The 17498-nt window shown below is 70.4% G+C and carries 16 protein-coding genes; 11 read left to right on the top strand and 5 right to left on the bottom strand.

The genetic code is table 11. The features are described from left to right. Positions 1–2 precede the first annotated feature (2 nt). Complete coding sequence (gene atpH, locus AAFN86_RS11060) at positions 3–605, bottom strand: ATP synthase F1 subunit delta (RefSeq protein ID WP_347543369.1); 603 nt, start codon at positions 603–605, stop codon at positions 3–5. A 223-nt stretch (positions 606–828) separates the two neighbouring features. Between atpH and AAFN86_RS11055 the strand changes: the two genes are divergently transcribed. Further along, on the top strand, positions 829–1515 hold the full coding sequence (locus tag AAFN86_RS11055) for a hypothetical protein (protein ID WP_347543368.1): 687 nt from the start codon (positions 829–831) through the stop codon (positions 1513–1515). Here AAFN86_RS11055 and AAFN86_RS11050 read toward each other — a convergent pair. Beyond that, positions 1502–2269: a sulfite exporter TauE/SafE family protein gene (locus AAFN86_RS11050; RefSeq protein WP_347543367.1), complete on the bottom strand. Its 768-nt coding sequence runs from the start codon at positions 2267–2269 to the stop codon at positions 1502–1504. The two genes, AAFN86_RS11055 and AAFN86_RS11050, sit on opposite strands and share 14 nt — an antisense overlap. Before the next feature lie 125 nt (positions 2270–2394). Here AAFN86_RS11050 and zapE point away from each other — a divergent pair, with 125 nt between their 5' ends. After that, positions 2395–3564, top strand: coding sequence for a cell division protein ZapE (gene zapE / locus AAFN86_RS11045; protein WP_347543366.1), 1170 nt, complete (start codon positions 2395–2397; stop codon positions 3562–3564). Here the strand turns inward: zapE and AAFN86_RS11040 are convergent. Continuing rightward, a complete protein-coding gene (locus tag AAFN86_RS11040) occupies positions 3557–5068 on the bottom strand; it encodes a glycosyltransferase family 61 protein (RefSeq protein WP_347543365.1) in 1512 nt (503 codons plus the stop codon). The genes zapE and AAFN86_RS11040 overlap by 8 nt on opposite strands. Positions 5069–5284: 216 nt before the next feature. After that, complete coding sequence (locus AAFN86_RS11035; RefSeq protein ID WP_347543364.1) at positions 5285–6742, bottom strand: glycosyltransferase family 61 protein; 1458 nt, start codon at positions 6740–6742, stop codon at positions 5285–5287. Between the two features lie 226 nt (positions 6743–6968). On the opposite strand from AAFN86_RS11035, the gene AAFN86_RS11030 reads away from it, so the two are divergent. The 9 genes from AAFN86_RS11030 (at position 6969) to AAFN86_RS10990 (ending at position 16867) form a co-directional block, all read left to right on the top strand. Further along, on the top strand, positions 6969–7430 hold the full coding sequence (locus AAFN86_RS11030; protein ID WP_347543363.1) for a hypothetical protein: 462 nt from the start codon (positions 6969–6971) through the stop codon (positions 7428–7430). Positions 7431–7543: 113 nt separating this feature from the next. Next, entirely contained in the window at positions 7544–8497 is a 954-nt protein-coding gene (mdh, locus tag AAFN86_RS11025) for a malate dehydrogenase (RefSeq protein ID WP_347543362.1), read from the top strand. Between the two features lie 62 nt (positions 8498–8559). Further along, positions 8560–9756, top strand: a complete 1197-nt coding sequence (gene sucC, locus AAFN86_RS11020; RefSeq protein WP_347543361.1) for an ADP-forming succinate--CoA ligase subunit beta — start codon at positions 8560–8562, stop codon at positions 9754–9756. A 3-nt stretch (positions 9757–9759) separates the two neighbouring features. Further along, a complete protein-coding gene (gene sucD, locus AAFN86_RS11015) occupies positions 9760–10656 on the top strand; it encodes a succinate--CoA ligase subunit alpha (RefSeq protein ID WP_347543360.1) in 897 nt (298 codons plus the stop codon). Between the two features lie 167 nt (positions 10657–10823). Continuing rightward, on the top strand, positions 10824–13709 hold the full coding sequence (locus tag AAFN86_RS11010; RefSeq protein WP_347543359.1) for a 2-oxoglutarate dehydrogenase E1 component: 2886 nt from the start codon (positions 10824–10826) through the stop codon (positions 13707–13709). 31 nt (positions 13710–13740) lie between these two features. Further along, positions 13741–14958: a 2-oxoglutarate dehydrogenase complex dihydrolipoyllysine-residue succinyltransferase gene (gene odhB / locus AAFN86_RS11005; protein ID WP_347543358.1), complete on the top strand. Its 1218-nt coding sequence runs from the start codon at positions 13741–13743 to the stop codon at positions 14956–14958. A 322-nt stretch (positions 14959–15280) separates the two neighbouring features. Next, positions 15281–15472: a hypothetical protein gene (locus AAFN86_RS11000; protein WP_347543357.1), complete on the top strand. Its 192-nt coding sequence runs from the start codon at positions 15281–15283 to the stop codon at positions 15470–15472. Positions 15473–15816: 344 nt separating this feature from the next. Further along, complete coding sequence (locus AAFN86_RS10995) at positions 15817–16209, top strand: hypothetical protein (protein WP_347543356.1); 393 nt, start codon at positions 15817–15819, stop codon at positions 16207–16209. 19 nt (positions 16210–16228) lie between these two features. After that, a complete protein-coding gene (locus AAFN86_RS10990; RefSeq protein ID WP_347543355.1) occupies positions 16229–16867 on the top strand; it encodes a hypothetical protein in 639 nt (212 codons plus the stop codon). On the opposite strand, the gene AAFN86_RS10985 is transcribed toward AAFN86_RS10990, so the two are convergent. Beyond that, the gene (locus AAFN86_RS10985) at positions 16830–17495 is read right to left on the bottom strand and encodes a hypothetical protein (protein WP_347543354.1); all 666 of its coding nucleotides are present in this window, start codon (positions 17493–17495) and stop codon (positions 16830–16832) included. The two genes, AAFN86_RS10990 and AAFN86_RS10985, sit on opposite strands and share 38 nt — an antisense overlap. Positions 17496–17498 lie beyond the last annotated feature (3 nt).

Genomic DNA, 17498 nt, shown 5'->3' with positions numbered 1-17498 from the left:
GGTCAGGCGGCCCCTTTCATAGCGTACTGCAGTCGCTGCAGCTTGGACTTGATGCTGTTGTCATAAAGGCGGGAACCGATCCGAACGATCAGTCCCCCCAGGATCGATGCGTCGATGCTCTCGGCCAGACGCACATTGGAATGCCCGGCCTCGGTCAACCGCGCGACGATGGCGGCGCGCTGGGTGTCCGTCAGCGGGTGGGCGGTGATCACCACGGCGGTCTGCTGGCCGCGGCGCTCCGCCAGAAGGGTGCCGAAGGCCTGCGCCACCGCCGGCAACTGCGACAGCCGCCGGTTGGTGATCATCACGCCGATCAGGTTGCGCACTTCCGTGCCCATGCCGACGCGGTCGAGCACGGCGAAGACGCCCGCCCGCTGCTTGACGGCATCAAAGCGCGGGTCGGCGACGAAGTCGCGGAATTCGGCATTGTCGCGCCAGAGGGCGAACAGCGCCTCCAGATCCGCGGCGATGCGGTCGAGCGCGCCGGGGTCGGCCTGGCGCTTGTCGTCGGCAAGACCGAGCAACGCCAGCGCATAGCGCATGGGGGCACCTCCATAGGCATTGGAGGTGGAAGAGGCGGTCTGGATGGTCTCGGCGGCGGCCACGGGCGATCGCGGTCCTGTTCTTGTTGGGCTGCGGCATACGACATGGCCGCGCAAGGAACCCCTCGAGCGGCGGCGCGGCGCTTAACATAGGGATTGCCGCACCGCAACCGATGCACCGCGATTTCGCGCCCTGTGGCTTGCGATTCAGCCGTCCCGGCCCATGGCGTCTGGACGGCCGGGTCGCCCCGCGCGACGCTTCGGCGCCACAACCCCGGGACACGCCATGATCGACAACCCGCCGCTGCTGACCATCCACCGCGGCCACCGGCGCCCGGATGCGGCGCTGGTCGAGGCCTTCCGCGGCGCCCAGACCTCCCACCTGGTCGATGCCATGGAAGGGCGCGGGGCGCTGGATCATCGCATCAAGCCGATGGACCCCGACAATGCCGCCTTCGCCGGCCCGGCCCTGACCGCGCTGTCCTATCCGGCGGATGTGGTGGGCGTGTTCGGCGCCCTGGCGGAAGCCCAGCCCGGCGACGTCGTGGTCATCGCCAACGATGCCTACACGGCCACCGCCGTGGTCGGCGACATCGTTGCCGGCATGATGAAGAACAAGGGCGTCGCGGCCTTCGTCACGGACGGGCTGGCGCGCGACAAGGCCGGCATCGTCGCCACCGGCCTGCCGCTGTTCGCCGCCGGCATCATTCCCGCATCCCCGGCCGCCAATGGCCCGGCGGTGGTCGGCGCGCCGGTCACCCTGGGCGGCCAGCATGTCCGCCCGGGCGACATCATCGTGGGCGATGCCGATGGGGTGGTGGTGGTGCCACTCGACCGCGCCGAACAGGTGCTGGCCAGCCTTGCCGCGGTGCGCGCGGCCGAGGTGAAGGCGATCGCACGGGTCGAATCGGGCGCCACCGACAATGACCGCATCCGCGAGATCGTCGCGGCCGCCCGCATCATCGGCCCGTGAGCGGGTCCCACAGCGGCATCCCCAGCACCGCCGCCGCCAGGATCAGCGCATAGGCGGCGCGGCGGAAGGTCGTCTCGCTGGCCAGGCCGAACAGCGCCGCCCCGCCCCACAGCCCAGCGCCGTAAGCCGGCCCGGCCACCAGCGCGAGCCACAGCCCCGGCCAGCCGAACAGCCCGCGCCAGGCGAAGGCCAGGACGATGGCCACGGTCAGGATGGCGAAATACAGGTTCATGCTCGCGCGCATCACCCGCGCCGTCGCGCTGCGCCCGAGCCACCAGACCGCTGGCGGCACGCCGCCCAGCATGGCGGCCCCGCTCATCAGCCCGCCCGCCGCGCCGACGCCCAGCGTCAGCGGTACCGAGTCCCGCCCGCGATACCGCCAGCCCGAGGCCAGCAGCCCGACCGCCATGAACACCAGGACGGTCAGCCCCCAACGAAGCCCAACCGGATCGGCATGGGCCAGGATCAGGCTGCCGACCGGCACGGCCAGGATCGCCCCGGCCACCATCACCGAGACCTCGCGCCGCGCCGCATAGCGCCAGGCGCCGGGCAGGAACACCAGGCAGGACACCGTCTCGAGCAGCGCCAGCACGGGGACCGCCGCGCGCGGCCCGACCGCCGCCGAGGCCAGCGGCACGAAGACCAGCGCCGCCCCGAAGCCGGAAAAGCCGCGCGACAGCCCGCCCACCAGCGCGGCCACGGCGATACCGAGCAGGGCTCCCTGGGGCGGCAGATGGGTCAGCAGGTAGTTCATGATGCGCCAGACTCCGGCGCCCGGCCGCCTTCGTCCAGGCCGTCTGGAACATGGCCGGGCTGCGGTTGTCGCTGGCCGGCCCACGGGCTACAGCGTGGCGCACCATGACCCCTCCACCGGACGCCATGTCCGCCGCCGCGGGCCCGGATCTCCGCGCCCAGGCACAAGGCCCGCTGCCGGCGCTGCGGGCGCGGATCGCGGCCGGCATCATCGCCGCCGACCCCGCTCAGGAACTCGCTGCCGAGAAGCTGCAGGACCTGTGGCGCCGCACCCGCGGCTACGACCCGAAGGTCGAACCGCCCGACACCGGCGGCTTCCTCGGCCGGTTCTTCCGCCGCAAGGCGGTGGACGAAGCCCCGTCCCACGCGCCGCTCGGCCTGTACCTGGTCGGCGAGGTCGGGCGCGGGAAGTCCATGCTGATGGACCTGTTCTTCGAATCCGCCGATGTGGCGCGGAAGAAGCGGCTGCACTTCCACCAGTTCATGCAGCAGGCACATCGGCGCATCCATGCCTGGCGGAAGGACCATGGCGACACCGCCGACCCCATCCCGCCGCTCGCCGATTCGATCGTCGCCGAGGCCGCGCTGCTGTGCTTCGACGAATTCCAGGTGCATGACATCGCCGATGCGATGATCCTCGGCCGGCTGTTCGAGGCGCTGTTCGCCCGTGGCGTGGTCATCGTAGCCACCTCCAACACCGAGCCGGATAACCTGTTCAAGGGCAAGCCGGGGCGTGACGCCTTCCTGCCCTTCATCCAGCTGATCAAGCAGCGGATCGAGGTGCTGGTGCTGGACGCCGCCCGCGACTACCGGCGCGAACGCATCCGCGGCATGCCGACCTGGCATGTGCCCCCCGACGGCCGCGCCGAACGCGCGCTGGACGCCGCCTTCGCCGAATTGACCGGCGATACGCCCGCCGCGCCGACCAGGCTGACCCTGCTCGGCCGCGCGGTCGAGGTGCCGCAGGCCGCGCGCGGGGTCGCGCGCTTCGAGTTCAACGACATCTGCGGCAAGCCGCTCGGCCCGGCCGACTACCTGGCGGTGGCGACGCATTTCCACACCGTTGTGCTCGACGCCATTCCGCGCCTGGGTCCGGAGAATTTCGACAAGGCACGGCGCTTCATCACGCTGATCGACGCGCTGTACGAACACCGGGTCAAGCTGGTCGCCAGCGCCGAGGATTACCCGGACCGGCTGTATGAGCGCGGCGAGAACGCCGCGATGTTCGAGCGCACGGCGTCGCGGTTGGTCGAGATGCAGTCGCAGGACTACCTGGCGCTGCCGCACCTCACCTGATGAAATCCGCGACGGCGGCGACCGCCTCGGGCACCGAGACGCGCCAGGTGCCGCTCCGCTCGTCGCCGGGTTCGATCCACAGCAGGTGGTTCAGCCCACGCTGACGCGACAGCCGCGACATGCAAAGCCGCGTCGGCAGGCTGCGCGGCAGATGGGGCATCAATTCGAACACCCGCGTGCCAGGGCGCGCGGCCAGCAGCATCGACAGCCCGGCGCCGTGCGGCGCGACGATGCTCTCGGCGCTGCGGAAGATCGCGATCTTCTCGGCGAGGCTATAGGACCCCAGCGCGACGGGCACGAAGCCCAGCGACGCCAGCCGCACTTCGAGCTCCGCCTCATTCGCCATCGCCCGGTTCGCGGCGTCGCGGCGCGAGAGATACAGGCGCGGGGCGATCACCGGCGGCTGTGGCACCTGTCGCGCCGCCGCCGCGACCAGCCGGTCGATCATCGGCGCCACGCTGCCGGCCGGGTCCAGGGCGATGGCGCGATGTTCCACGGCGTAAAGCGTCGCCACATGGCAGGCCTCCCCCACCGGCAGCCTGGGCAGGGCGGGGCCGGCCAGCAGGTCGAGGCTTTCCGCCTGATAGCTGTCCGCATCGTCGCGCAACAGGATGGGCAGGTCGGCCGGCACCTCCGGCGCGAAGCGCCAGGCGAGGCCCGGCAGCCAGGCGGCCATCCAGTGATAGAGGTTGTTGCTGGCCCCGGTGGCGAGGATGCCGGCCGCGATGCGCGGGGCGAGCGTCATGGCGGCTCCGGCGCCTTCCGGCAGGATCCCCGGTGTGCGGCCGACCTGTCGCCCATCCGGCCGCCAGGCCTGACCGAGCCGGTTCACGAAGACATCCCGGAACACCTCGATGACGGGACTGTCCCGTGTCTGCAGGCGTTCCTCCGCCTCCTCGGTCAAGCGGAGGATATCCTCGACCGCCCCGGCCGGGGCGCCGGGGGCGAGGCGGACCTGCAGCGGGAAGGCCGGCGGCGCGACGGGGCCGCCGGCGGTCGGGAAGGCGAAGGGCGCAGCCTCGGGCGGCGCCGCCGGAATGCCGGCCATGCGGCGGATCAGCGCCCAGGCCGAAGCCCGCAGGGCGTCATGCGCCAGGGCATTCATGCCGATCAGCGTGAGTGCCCCGGCCGCGAGCCGCCGCGCCTCCGGATCCCACGGCATCGCCGGATGGGCGAGCAGCACGCCCCAGGACTGCTCGGCATGCCCGGCGCGGGCCAGGCGCCAAGCGCCGAGCGCGCGCATGCGGTGGGGCAGTTCGGTGGCGATGGCCTGTCCCACCGCCCATGCGCGCGCTTCCTCATCGGCCGCTTCCAGCGATGCCTCGACCGCGCGGGCGACGACCATGGCCAGCGGTTGGTCGGGCCGTTCGGCCAGCAGCAGATCGCAGATCGCCTGCCAACCGCCGGCCACAGCCAAGTCATGGACCTGCCGCAGCAGCTGGCCGGGTGACAGGCCGGCATCGCCTTTTCGGCGGGGCGCTTCACGCGTCCAGTCTGGCGGCATCGGCGCAATGGGTCCGCGGCGGGGGTGGGGCTGGAGCCAAACCTTGATGGACCGGAGCCGGCGGCGCAACGGGAGGTTTGACCTCGCCGCCGGGCACTCGCGCGCCAAGCCCGCGCATCGCGGATTCGCCGGAGGCGATCACGCCCGGCGCCGTCGCAGCATGGCGGGTGGCTGGTCGCCCACTGACAGGCTCGGAGGGCCCGCGCGCAACGCCCGTCACTCTCGCGCCGCGAGGAAGCCCTCGATCGCCGCCACCGCCTCGGGGATGCTGGCCCGCCAGATGCCACCAGCCTCGCCGCGCTCGACCCAAAGCAGGTGGCGATGGCCGCGCTGGCGCGACAGGCGTGTCATGCACAACCGCACATCGAGCACCTGCTCGTTGAAGGGCATCAGTTCGAACACTGCCGTCCCGGGCCGGGCCAGCAACAGGTTGCTCAGCCCCGCCCCATGCGGCGCGACAATGCAATCGGCGCCGCGGATGATGGCGATGCCCTGCGAGAGGGTATAGGGCGTGAGCATCACCGGGACGAAGCCGAGCGCCTCGAGCCGCGCCTCGAGTTCGGCTTCATTCGCCATGCGCCGCCTGGCGGCATCGCGGCGCGAGACATAAAGCCGCCGGGCGCGCACCGGCGGCACCGGCACGCGCGCTTCAGCCGCCGCGACCAGCCGCGCGATCATCGGCTCGACCCCGCCATCCGGGTCGAGCCGGATGTGGCGATGCTCGACGTCATAGAGCCGCCCGACGCGGAGGGCCGCGCCAACCCTGACGACGGGCAGGTCCGGCCCGCCCAGCAGGTCCAGGCTTTCCAACTGATAGTGACGCGCGTCGTCGCGCAGCAGGATGGGCAGGTCGGCCGGAGCGCCCGAGGCAAAGCGCCAGGCCAGCGCCGGCAGCCAGGCGCCGAGCCAGTGAAACAGGTTGTTGGTGACCCCCGTGCAGTGGATGCCCGCGGCAATCGCAGGCGCATCCGCATCCATCGCCTGCGTCCCCGCGCGCCAGACCTGGCCCTCGCGATTGATGGCCACGTCGCGCAGGACGCGCACGGCCGGCGCGCGACGGCGGGCAAGGAGCGCTTCCTTGCCGTCCAGCGCGGCGGCGATCGTCGCGAACGCCGCCGGATCGCTGCCCGGCGCCATGCGGATGGCAAGGTCGAAGGCCGGCGGGCCGAGGGCCGCCGGCGGGGGGAAGCGGAAATCGGTCGGCTCGGCGATGGTTTCGGCCGAGGCCAGGACGCGGTCGTGCAGGTCCTGCGCCGCCGCGCGGCGATCCGCCGCGACCGCACCATCGCGCGCGATCCATTGCAGCGTCGGCAGGACCAGCCCGCGACCCTCCAGCGCCTCGATGGCCGTCGGATCGGCCTGAAGAAGGTCCCAAGCCTCATCGGAATGACCGGCCCGCGCCAGTTTCAGCGCCGCCACCACGCGCATCCGGTGCGGCACTGGGGCATTCAGCGCGTGGCGGACCGCCCAGTGCCGAACCGTCTCGTCGCCGGCCGCGATGGCGGCGTCGATGGCATAGGCCAGGACCAGCGGCCTGGGCGCGGCCGGCGCCTCGGCGCGCAGGAGATCGCAAAGCGTCCGCCACGAACGCTCGGTCGCCAGGGCACGCAGCCGGGGCGCCAGGGGCGGCCGCGGCTGGCCTTGGACAGGCACGTCACGTCGGCCCACGGGCATGGCGGCTCCAGGCAGGGTCTCGCTCCCAGATTGGGCGGCCCGCGTGCCGGCGGGAAGGCCTGGATCGCGGGGCGGCGGCCTGGCGGTTGCGGTGTTGACCTCTGCCCAGACCCGCCGCGCGTTGCCGCGATGCCGGGCGACGGCCTCCCCGGCCGGGTTCCCGGCAAGGTTGTGTCGTGTTAGGCGTGACGGGCAAAACGCAGCACTCGTAAGGAGAGGCTTCCCGATGCGCTTCGTGACGGCCGCCCTGCTCGCCCTTGCGACCCTGGCCTGGTCCCCCGCGCCGGCCGAGGCGCGGACCCGGACCCAGCAGGCCCAGACGACGCGGCCCGCCGCGGCGCCGGCCGCACGGACCACCGCGACCCAGACCACGCGGGCGGCGGCGACGCGACGCAACGACGCGCCGCAGCGCCAGGCGCGGCAGGCCGCCCCCCCGTCCCGGCAAGCGGCCGCACAGGCCTCGACTCGCGGCACGGCGAACCGTAGCGGCACGGCGCGGTCCGCCAGCGGCCGCCAGCAGGCGGCGGCATCCTGCCGCGGGCGGAACTGCGGCTCGGCACCGCGTCAGGTATCGTGGCAGTCCGGCCTGGCCCCGGCCACCAATGAGCAGGCGCAATCCTGCCCGGCGGGAACGCTCGCGACGCTGGCGCGCGGGCATGCCGATATCGTCCGCTGCATGCCGCTGTAGGCACCGGCCCGGCCCCGGTGGCCGGGAAGTCCCTGCAAGCCTTGCCGCGCCGCGGGCCAGGGAGTAGGTAGCGGCGCTTTTCGCACTGCACCACATTCCCCCAAGGAATCCCCATGGCCCGCAAGAAGATCGCGCTGATCGGCGCCGGCAACATCGGTGGCACGCTCGCGCACCTGATAGGTCTCAAGGAACTCGGCGACGTCGTGATGTTCGACGTCTTCCCGGGCGTGGCCGCGGGCAAGGCGCTCGACATCATGCAGTCCGGGCCGGTGGACGGCTTCGACAGCGCCATGGCGGGCACCGGCGACTACGCCGCCATCGCGGGTTCGGACGTGGTGATCATCACCGCCGGCTTCCCGCGCATGCCGGGCATGAGCCGCGACGACCTGGTGTCCAAGAACGCCGGCGTCATCGCGCAGGTCGCCGAGGGCGTGAAGACGCATTGCCCGAACGCCTTCGTCATCGTCATCACCAACCCGCTCGACGCGATGGTGTGGGTGTTCCAGCAGAAGTCGGGCCTGCCGCCGCAGAAGGTCGTGGGCATGGCCGGCGTGCTGGATTCCAGCCGCTTCCGCCTGTTCCTGGCACAGGAATTCAAGGTGAGCGTCGAGGACGTGACCGCCTTCGTGCTCGGCGGCCATGGCGACACCATGGTGCCGCTGACCCGCTATTCCACCGTCGCCGGCATCCCGGTGCCCGACCTGATCAAGATGGGTTGGACGACGCAGGAGAAGATGGACGCGATCTGCGCCCGCACAGCCAATGGCGGCGGCGAGATCGTGAAGCTGCTCGAGAAGGGTTCCGCCTTCTACGCCCCGGCGGCGTCGGCCATCGCGATGGCCGAATCCTACCTGAAGGACAAGAAGCGCGTCCTGCCCTGCGCCGCCTGGCTGACCGGCCAGTATGGCGTGAAGGACCTGTATGTCGGCGTGCCGGTCGTGATCGGCGAAGGCGGCGTGGAGCGGATCGTCGAGATCGAGCTGAACGCCACCGAGAAGGCGGCCTTCGACAAGTCCTGCGGCGCGGTGCAGGAACTCATCGACGCCTCCAAGAAGCTGGTGGGCTGACCCACCCCGGGCCCGGCAGCGATGCCGGGCCTTTTTCCTGTCCTCCCCGAGGGATCCCCGGCATGAACATCCATGAATACCAGGGCAAGGAATTGCTGCGCCGCTATGGCGTCGCGGTTCTGGACGGCCATGTCGCCTGGACGCCCGAGGAGGCCGAGAAGGCCGCCCAGGCCCTGCCGGGGCCCGTCTATGTGGTGAAGTCGCAGATCCATGCGGGCGGCCGCGGCGCCGGCCACTTTGCCGAGGACCCGAAGGGCAAGGGCGGCGTGCGCGTCGTCAAGTCGATCGCCGATGCCAAGGCCGCTGCCGAGGCGATGCTGGGCCACACGCTGGTCACCAAGCAGACCGGCGAGGCCGGCAAGCTCGTCTCCCGCGTCTATGTGGAAGATGGCTGCGACATCAAGCGCGAGCTGTATCTCGGCCTGCTGGTCGATCGTGACACGTCGCGCGTCACCATCATGGCCTCGACCGAGGGCGGGATGGAGATCGAGGAGGTGGCCGAGCACCACCCCGAGAAGATCCTCAAGGTCGCGGTGGACCCGGCTTCCGGCATCTCCGGCTTCCATTGCCGCAAGCTCGCCTTCGGGCTGGGGCTGACCGGCAAGCAGGTCGCCTCCTTCACCAAGTTCGTCACGGCGCTGTACGGCGCGTTCCTTGAACTCGACTGCATGATCGTCGAGATCAACCCGCTGGTCGTGACCGGCGCTGGCGACATCGTCGCGCTGGACGCCAAGGTGTCCTTCGATGACAGCGCGCTGTACCGCCACAAGGACCTCGAGGCCTTGCGCGACGACAGCGAGATGGACCCGAAGGAACTCGACGCGGTCAAGAACGACCTGAACTACGTCGCACTCGACGGCGAGATCGGCTGCATGGTGAACGGCGCCGGGCTTGCCATGGCGACGATGGACATCATCAAGCTGTATGGCTCCTCGCCGGCGAACTTCCTCGATGTCGGCGGCACGGCGAACGCCGCGCGCGTGACGGAGGCGTTCCGCATCATCACCTCGGACACCAACGTCAAGGCGATCCTGGTCAACATCTTCGGCGGCATCGCCAAGTGCGACATGATCGCCGAGGGCATCGTCGTTGCCAGCAAGAGCCTGTCGCTGAAGGTTCCGCTGGTGGTGCGGCTCGAAGGCACCAATGTCGAACTCGGCAAGAAGATCCTCGCCGAATCCGGCCTGGCCATCATCCCCGCCGACAACCTGGCCGACGCGGCCCAGAAGGTTGTCGCGGCCGTGAAGAAGGGGGCCTGAGCCATGGCCGTTCTCGTCGACAAGAACACCCGCGTGATGACCCAGGGCTTCACCGGCGCCCAGGGCACCTTCCACGCGTCCCAGGGCATCGCCTATGGCTCGACCTATGTCGGCGGCACGACGCCCGGCAAGGGCGGCACGATGCACCCGGAACTCAACCTGCCGGTCTTCGACACGGTGGCGGAGTGCGTGGGCAAGACGCAGGCGAATGCGTCGGTGATCTACGTCCCCGCGCCCTTCGCGGCGGATGCGATCCTCGAAGCGATCGACGCCGAGTTGCCGCTCATCATCTGCATCACCGAGGGCATTCCGGTGCTCGACATGGTGAAGGTGAAGCGCGCGCTGTCCGGGTCGAAGTCGATCCTGGTCGGGCCGAACTGCCCCGGCGTGATCACCCCGGATGCCTGCAAGATCGGCATCATGCCCGGCCACATCCACAAGCGCGGGTCGGTCGGCGTGGTCTCCCGTTCGGGCACCCTGACCTATGAGGCGGTGGCGCAGACCTCCGCCGCCGGCCTCGGCCAGTCCAGCTGCGTGGGCATCGGCGGCGACCCGGTGAAGGGCATGGACTTCATCGACGTGCTCGAGCTGTTCCTCAAGGACGACGAGACCAAGTCGATCGTCATGATCGGCGAGATCGGCGGCCAGTCCGAGATCAATGCCGCGGAATACCTCAAGCGCGAGAACTTCGCCCCGGGCAAGCCGAACAAGCCGGTGGTCGGCTTCATCGCCGGTGCCACCGCCCCTCCGGGCCGGCGCATGGGCCATGCCGGTGCGGTGATCTCGGGCGGCAAGGATACGGCCGCGGCGAAGATGGAAGCCATGGCGGCCGCTGGCATCCATGTTGCTGACAGCCCCTCGGCGCTGGGCTCGACCATGGTGCGCGCGCTGAAGGGCTGACCCCGGCGCCGCGTATCGTGCAGGCCTTGGGGCCTGCCATGAAACGGCCGCAGGGCCTATATTAACGAGCGCTGCCGCATCCTGGACCCCCAGGGGCGGCAGCAACCCGTATGACGACCAACAGAGCGTGACCCCGGCGGCACTGCCCGCCGGCACGGAGAGAAACGATGGCCGGAGTGGACATCCTCGCAACGGCGATGACGGGCGCGAATGCCGCCTATCTCGCGGATCTCTATGCCCGCTGGGCGGAGAAGCCCGACAGCGTCGACCCCTCCATGGCGGAGCTTTTCGGCGCGCTTAACGACGAGGCCCGGTCGGTGCTGACGGACGCCAATGGCGCATCCTGGGCCCCGCGCATCCGCGGCGCCTTCGGCCCCGAACCCGAGAAGCCCGCCGCGCCGGCCAAAGGTGCCAAGGGCGCGCCTGCCGCCGCCGCCGCCGACCCGGAAGCGACGCGCCGCGCAGTGCTGGATTCGATCCGCGCACTGATGCTGATCCGCTCCTACCGCGTGCGCGGGCATCTGGAGGCGCAGCTCGACCCGCTGGGGCTGACCAAGCCGAAGCCGCACCCGGAACTCGACCCCAAGACCTATGGCTTCAGCGACGCCGATCTCGACCGCCCGATCTTCCTCGACATGGTGCTGGGGAAGGAAACCGCGACGCTGCGCGAGATCATCGCGATCTGCCGCGCCTCCTATTGCGGGTCGATCGGCGTCGAGTTCATGCACATCCAGGACCCCGAGCAGAAATCCTGGATCCAGCGCCGGATCGAAGGCGCGCCCTGGCTTGCCGCCTTCGATCCCGCCGCGAAGTCCCGCATCCTGTCCGACCTGACGGAAGCGGAGGGCTTCGAATCCTTCTGCGCGCGCAAATTTGTCGGCACCAAGCGCTTCGGGCTGGAAGGCGGCGAATCCACCATCCCCGCGATCCAATCCGTCATCGAGACCGCGGCGATCGGCGGCGTGAAGGAAATCGCCATCGGCATGGCCCATCGCGGCCGGCTGAACGTGCTCGTGAACGTCGTGAAGAAGCCCTATCTGCAGGTCTTCTCCGAATTCAAGGGCGTCGGCGCCAATCCTGACGACGTGCAGGGTTCGGGCGACGTGAAGTACCACCTCGGCACCTCGACCGACATCGAGATCGCCGGGCAGATGGTGCATCTTTCGCTGCAACCCAACCCGTCGCATCTGGAAGCGGTGAACCCGGTCGTCGCCGGCAAGGTGCGCGCGCGGCAGGACATGGCGGGCGACACCAAGGGCCGCCGGTCGGTCATGGGCATCCTGCTGCATGGCGACGCCGCCTTCGCCGGCCAGGGCGTGGTCTATGAGACGCTGGCGATGTCCCAGCTCATCGGCTACCGCACCGGCGGCACGGTGCACATCGTCACCAACAACCAGATCGGCTTCACCACCGTCGCCGCGCATGCCTATTCGGGCCTGTATTGCACCGACGTGGCCAAGGCGATCCAGGCGCCGATCCTTCACGTGAATGGCGACGACCCGGAAGCGGTGGTGTTCTGCGCCCGCATGGCGGCCGAATATCGGATGCAGTTCGGCGCCGACATCGTGCTCGACATCGTCTGCTACCGCCGCCACGGCCACAATGAAGGCGACGAGCCCGCCTTCACCCAGCCGATCATGTACAATCGCATCAAGGAAATGCGCACCACGCGCACCCTGTATGCCGAGAAGCTGGCGCGCGAGGGCTCCCTGCCGGCCGAAGGGTCGAAGGCGATGTACGACGCCTTCAACGCCAAGCTCGAGGACGCCTTCCAGGCTGCGCAGTCCTTCCGCCCCAACAAGGCGGATTGGCTGGAAGGCCATTGGACGGGCCTGAAGTCCGCGACCTCCGGCGAAGAAGTCGAGCAGCTACACGAGACCGCCGTCGCGCTCGACACGCTGCGCGAGGTCGGCGGCGCATTGTGCCGCGTGCCGGCAGATTTCAACGCCAACCCGAAGATCACCCGCCAGCTCGAAGCCAAGAAGCAGGCGATCGACACCGGCGAGGGCCTCGACTGGGCGACCGGCGAGGCGCTCGCCTTCGGCACGCTGCTGCTGGAAGGCCACCGCGTGCGCCTGTCGGGCGAGGATGTGCAGCGCGGCACCTTCTCCCACCGCCATGCCTACCTGATCGACCAGGCGAGCCAGGCGGAATACGTGCCGCTCAACAACATCCGCGAAGGCCAGCCGAAGTTCGAGGCCTTCAACTCGCTGCTCGCCGAGTTCGGCGTGCTTGGCTACGACTACGGCTACACGCTGGCGGACCCGCACACGCTGGTGCTGTGGGAAGGCCAGTTCGGCGACTTCGCCAACGGCGCGCAGGTCATCATCGACCAGTTCATCGCCTCGGGCGAGACGAAGTGGCTGCGCATGTCGGGCCTGGTGATGCTGCTGCCGCATGGCTACGAAGGTCAGGGGCCGGAGCATTCCTCGGCGCGGCTCGAGCGCTATCTGCAGATGTGCGCCGAGCGCAACATGCGGGTCTGCAACTTCACCACGCCGGCCAACTACTTCCACGCGCTGCGCCGCCAGCTGAAGGCGAACTACCGCAAGCCTCTGGTGGTGATGACGCCGAAGTCGCTGCTGCGCCACAAGCTCGCGGTCAGCTCGCTCGCCGATTTCGGCCCGGGCAGCGCCTTCCGCTACGTGATCCCTGAAATCGACGCGATCGCACCGGAAGAACAGGTGAAGCGCGTCGTGCTGTGCACCGGCAAGGTCTACTACGACCTTCTGCAGGAACGCCGGGACAAGGGCATCACCGACGTCGCCATCGTGCGCATCGAGCAGATGTTCCCCTTCCCCAAGACCAGCCTGGCCAAGGCGCTGGCACCCTACCGCAACGCCGAGGTGGTGTGGTGCCAGGAGGAACCCGAGAACATGGGCGCCTGGACCTATATGGACCGGCGCATCGAGGGCGTGCTCAAGACGCTCGACATCAAGGCCAAGCGCCCCGACTACGTCGGGCGCGAAGACGCGGCGAGCCCGGCGACCGGCCTCGCCAGGATCCATCAGCAGCAGCAGGAAGCCCTGGTGCGCGCGGCCCTCGGGCTGTGATCGCGCGCCGGGCAGACAACGGACGGCAGACATGACCGACATCCTCGTACCGACGCTCGGCGAGAGCGTTTCCACCGCAACCGTCGCCCGCTGGCTCAAGAAGGCCGGCGAGGCGGTGGCGGCCGATGAGCCGCTGGTGGAGCTCGAGACCGACAAGGTGACGGTGGAGGTCAACGCGCCATCCGCCGGCGTGCTGGAAGTGATCGCCGCCGCCGAGGGTGCCGAGGTCGGCCCGGGCGCCGTGCTGGGTTCCATCGCCGCCGGCGGTGCGGCAGCCGCCGCGCCGAAGCCCGCCGCTGCCCCGGCGCCCGCGATCCCGCATGTCGAGACGCCGCGGGCCGTGTCCGGCCCCGTCGCCGTGCCTGGCACCCACGCCCCTCTGCCTGCCGCCGCCAAGATGATGGCGGAGACGGGTACTGGCGCCGGCGCGATCGGCGCGGGCACCGGCAAGGATGGCCGCATCACCAAGGGCGACGTGCTCGACTACCTGGCGCGTCCGGCGCCGGCCGTAGCCGCCCCTGCGGCCCCCAAGGCGCCGCGCGCCACGGAAGCCGGCGAGGAGCGCGTGAAGATGACGCGCCTGCGCGCGACCATCGCCCGGCGCCTGAAGGAAGCCCAGAACACCGCCGCCATGCTGACCACCTTCAACGAGGTGGACATGGGCGCGGCGATGGCGCTGCGCACCGAATACCGCGATGCGTTCGAGAAGAAACACGGCGTGCGCCTCGGCTTCATGTCCTTCTTCGTGAAGGCGGCTGTCGCCGCGCTGAAGGAATTCCCCGCCGTCAACGCCGAGATCGACGGCGACGAGTTCGTCTACAAGAACTTCGTCCATATGGGCATCGCGGTGGGCGGGCCGTCCGGCCTGGTCGTGCCGGTGCTTCGCAACGCCGACACGCTGTCCTTCGCCGATATCGAGAAGTCGATCGGCGCCTTCGGCAGGAAGGCCCGCGACGGCCAGCTGAAGCTCGACGAACTCGCCGGCGGGTCCTTCACCATCACCAATGGCGGCATCTACGGCTCGCTGATGTCGACGCCGATCCTGAACCCGCCCCAATCCGGCATCCTGGGCATGCACAAGATCCAGGACCGCCCGATGGCGGTCGGCGGCAAGGTCGAGATCCGCCCGATGATGTACATCGCGCTGTCCTACGACCACCGCATCGTGGACGGGAAGGAAGCGGTGTCCTTCCTGGTGCGCGTCAAGGAAAGCATCGAGGATCCGCGCCGGTTGATGCTCGACATCTGACACCGGGCGCGCGCCGACGGCGGCCTGACGCGTCGTTGCCCTGTCCCGAGGCGGCAGGCTGCTGCAATCGGCTGCCCAAGGCACCTTGCGCGTCAGCGCCCCTGGGGCCCGTCCGGCCCTATTGCTGTCGGCGCTGACGCGCCGGGGGTGATGGCCGGCCGGGCTGCGTTCGCGGATCGCGGCTTGGCCGCGCACCGTCGTGGGCCGTTGCCGGCAATCGTCTGATACCATGCGCGCAGGCCGCCTCGATCGGGGCAGCCTTCGCCATTCCCGCGGCGCGCGACCTGCGCGCCGCGCCATCGTCACAAGCAGGAGAACCACCATGCGCAGCCGGGAAGGCCAGTTTTCCGACGCCCGCCCCATCCAGCGTAGCCGCGCGGAGAAGGAGAAGCTGCTCCGCGAGCTGAAGGACACCTTGGCCGGGCTGAAGGCGCACGCATCGGCATCGATGCGGACCACGCTGCAGGCCCGCATCAAGGAACTGGAAACCGATATCGCGGCTTCGTCGCGCTGAACGGTGCGGATCGGCGCTGAACCGGGCCCGGCACCGGTAGGCGCGACGATGGGAGCGGCGCCGCCGCTCCCGGCGACCGGGGGTGCCGCAGGGCATTGCCTGCAACGCCATCAGGTCCGGCAGGGGCCATCGGGCCCCTGGAACGCGGGGACCGGCCGCGCGGCGCGGCGCGGCAGTCGGGCCATCATCCGCGGCGCTGCGCCTGCCGGCGGATGGGCTGCCCGCCCGTCCCGCGCTTCGCTCCACCGGCCGCGCGGCCCAAACCACTGTGAACAGTTTCAGCGCCTGCGCCCTGCATCCGGACGCACTCTCCGCCCGTAGGTCTTTCGAGACCGGAGGATGTCATGGCCCAGGCCGGACGCTTTGCGCTGACACTGATGCTGGCCGCCGCGCCCCTGATGGGGGCGTCGGCCAATCCCTTGGCCGGAACCTGGCACGCGGCGCGGGGCGGCCAGTCGGTGGAGATCACTCTGTCCCCGGATGGCGCCTTTGCGCGTCGTGACCGCGGCCCCGGTGGCACGGAGATGACCGTTTCCGGCCGCTGGACCCTGGGCGGCACGGGCCCCTGGCTGCGCGTTACCGTCGAGGACTGGGCACCGCGCCGGACCTGTGGATTGTTCGGCTGCACCGATATCCGCATGCTGCCCGGCGAGACCTATCGCTTCGTCCAGCCGGACAACGACCACCTGTTGCTCGATGACCCAGGCGGGCGCACCGAATTCCGGCGCGCGGGCTGAACCGATGCCGGGAACGTCGATGACATTGGAGGCCACGCAGGCCCTCGCGGTGGATCGCGAGCAGGGTCGCGCCGGGTTCGGGGCGCTGCTCGCCCGTGCCGACCTCTCGGCGCGGGCCACCGCCGAACTCCGCCGCCGCCATGCCGAAGCGCAGCGCGCCTATCACGACGCGGCGCATGTCGGGCTGCTCTGGCTGCGCCACCTGATGCATGGCGGCGATCCGGGCGACCGCGACCTGTCGCTCGCCATCCTGTTCCATGACGCGGTCTACGACCCCGGCGCCCGTGACAATGAGGCACGCTCGGCGGAGCTTTGTGCCGCCCTGGTGCCGGGCGCATCCGCCTGGGTGCAGGACGCGATCCGCGCCACCGCGGACCACATGGCCTATCGTGGGGAGGATTGCCGGATCCAGCGGTTGCTCGACCTTGACCTGACGCCGCTGGCCGAGACGCCGGAGGTGTTCGCCCGCAACACCGACCTGCTGCGGCGCGAATACGCCGCGGTCTCGGAACCCGCCTGGCGGGCCGGCCGGCGCCAGGTGCTGGCGCGCTTCGCCGCGGCGCCGCGTCTGTTCCGCACGCGCCTGTCGGCGATCTACGAGGCGCCGGCGCGCGCCAACCTCATGGCGGAGGTCGCGTCGCTGTCCGAGGCGGCATGAGGCGGAAGGCACGCAGCGTCACCAGGCCGAGGGCCAGGCCTTCCAGCACCCCGCCGATCACCGCGCCGCTTGCCATCGCCACGGGTCCATACCCCACCAGGCCGAACATCCATCGCAAGCTGGCCAACGCGCCGGCCAGCACCCAGCCCAGGGTGACCAGCCAGACCCAGGCGGCGCGGCCCTCCACCACGCGGTCCAGCACCAGGCCCTGCGCCAGGCCATAGAGCAGGCCACCCGCTAGGCCGCTCACCACAGGCCCCGCCAGGATGGGGCCCATGCCCGGCAGGTCGCCGAACTGCACCATCAGCAGCCCAAAGATCGCCATGCTGGCCAGCGCGGCACAATATCCGGCCGCTGCGGTCGCACCGATCCACGGCAGCGGAGACAGCGCAGGATGGATCCGGCGCAGCGCCCATGCCTGCGCCATGCCGAGGCAACCGCCCAGGATCGCGCCCCCCGCAGCACGTAGCGCCATCGCCGCGATGCCGACGTGATAGGCCCGCGGCAGGATCTCGGGCACCAGCAGCACGCCCCACAGCGTGGCGAGCGGGAACCCCACCGCGAGGCCGGCCATGCAGGCCAGCATCCATCGCGTGGTCGTGCCGGCGGGGGGCGTCCAGCCTTCCATGGG

The organism is Roseomonas sp. CAU 1739 (assembly GCF_039839775.1).
In the GTDB taxonomy this organism is placed as follows: Bacteria; Pseudomonadota; Alphaproteobacteria; order Acetobacterales; family Acetobacteraceae; genus Neoroseomonas.
This window is presented reverse-complemented; position numbering and strand designations above follow the sequence as displayed.

Excerpts from the sequence above, each read along its gene's own strand:
- AAFN86_RS10995 (WP_347543356.1), top strand. The coding sequence starts at position 15,817 with ATGGCCCAGGCCGGACGCTTTGCGCTGACACTGATGCTGGCCGCCGCG.
- AAFN86_RS11055 (WP_347543368.1), top strand. The coding sequence starts at position 829 with ATGATCGACAACCCGCCGCTGCTGACCATCCACCGCGGCCACCGGCGC.
- AAFN86_RS10990 (WP_347543355.1), top strand. The coding sequence starts at position 16,229 with ATGACATTGGAGGCCACGCAGGCCCTCGCGGTGGATCGCGAGCAGGGT.
- AAFN86_RS11050 (WP_347543367.1), bottom strand. The coding sequence starts at position 2,269 with ATGAACTACCTGCTGACCCATCTGCCGCCCCAGGGAGCCCTGCTCGGT.
- odhB (WP_347543358.1), top strand. The coding sequence starts at position 13,741 with ATGACCGACATCCTCGTACCGACGCTCGGCGAGAGCGTTTCCACCGCA.
- AAFN86_RS11030 (WP_347543363.1), top strand. The coding sequence starts at position 6,969 with ATGCGCTTCGTGACGGCCGCCCTGCTCGCCCTTGCGACCCTGGCCTGG.
- AAFN86_RS11035 (WP_347543364.1), bottom strand. The coding sequence starts at position 6,742 with ATGCCCGTGGGCCGACGTGACGTGCCTGTCCAAGGCCAGCCGCGGCCG.
- AAFN86_RS10985 (WP_347543354.1), bottom strand. The coding sequence starts at position 17,495 with ATGGAAGGCTGGACGCCCCCCGCCGGCACGACCACGCGATGGATGCTG.
- zapE (WP_347543366.1), top strand. The coding sequence starts at position 2,395 with ATGTCCGCCGCCGCGGGCCCGGATCTCCGCGCCCAGGCACAAGGCCCG.
- AAFN86_RS11010 (WP_347543359.1), top strand. The coding sequence starts at position 10,824 with ATGGCCGGAGTGGACATCCTCGCAACGGCGATGACGGGCGCGAATGCC.
- AAFN86_RS11000 (WP_347543357.1), top strand. The coding sequence starts at position 15,281 with ATGCGCAGCCGGGAAGGCCAGTTTTCCGACGCCCGCCCCATCCAGCGT.
- sucC (WP_347543361.1), top strand. The coding sequence starts at position 8,560 with ATGAACATCCATGAATACCAGGGCAAGGAATTGCTGCGCCGCTATGGC.
- sucD (WP_347543360.1), top strand. The coding sequence starts at position 9,760 with ATGGCCGTTCTCGTCGACAAGAACACCCGCGTGATGACCCAGGGCTTC.
- mdh (WP_347543362.1), top strand. The coding sequence starts at position 7,544 with ATGGCCCGCAAGAAGATCGCGCTGATCGGCGCCGGCAACATCGGTGGC.
- AAFN86_RS11040 (WP_347543365.1), bottom strand. The coding sequence starts at position 5,068 with ATGCCGCCAGACTGGACGCGTGAAGCGCCCCGCCGAAAAGGCGATGCC.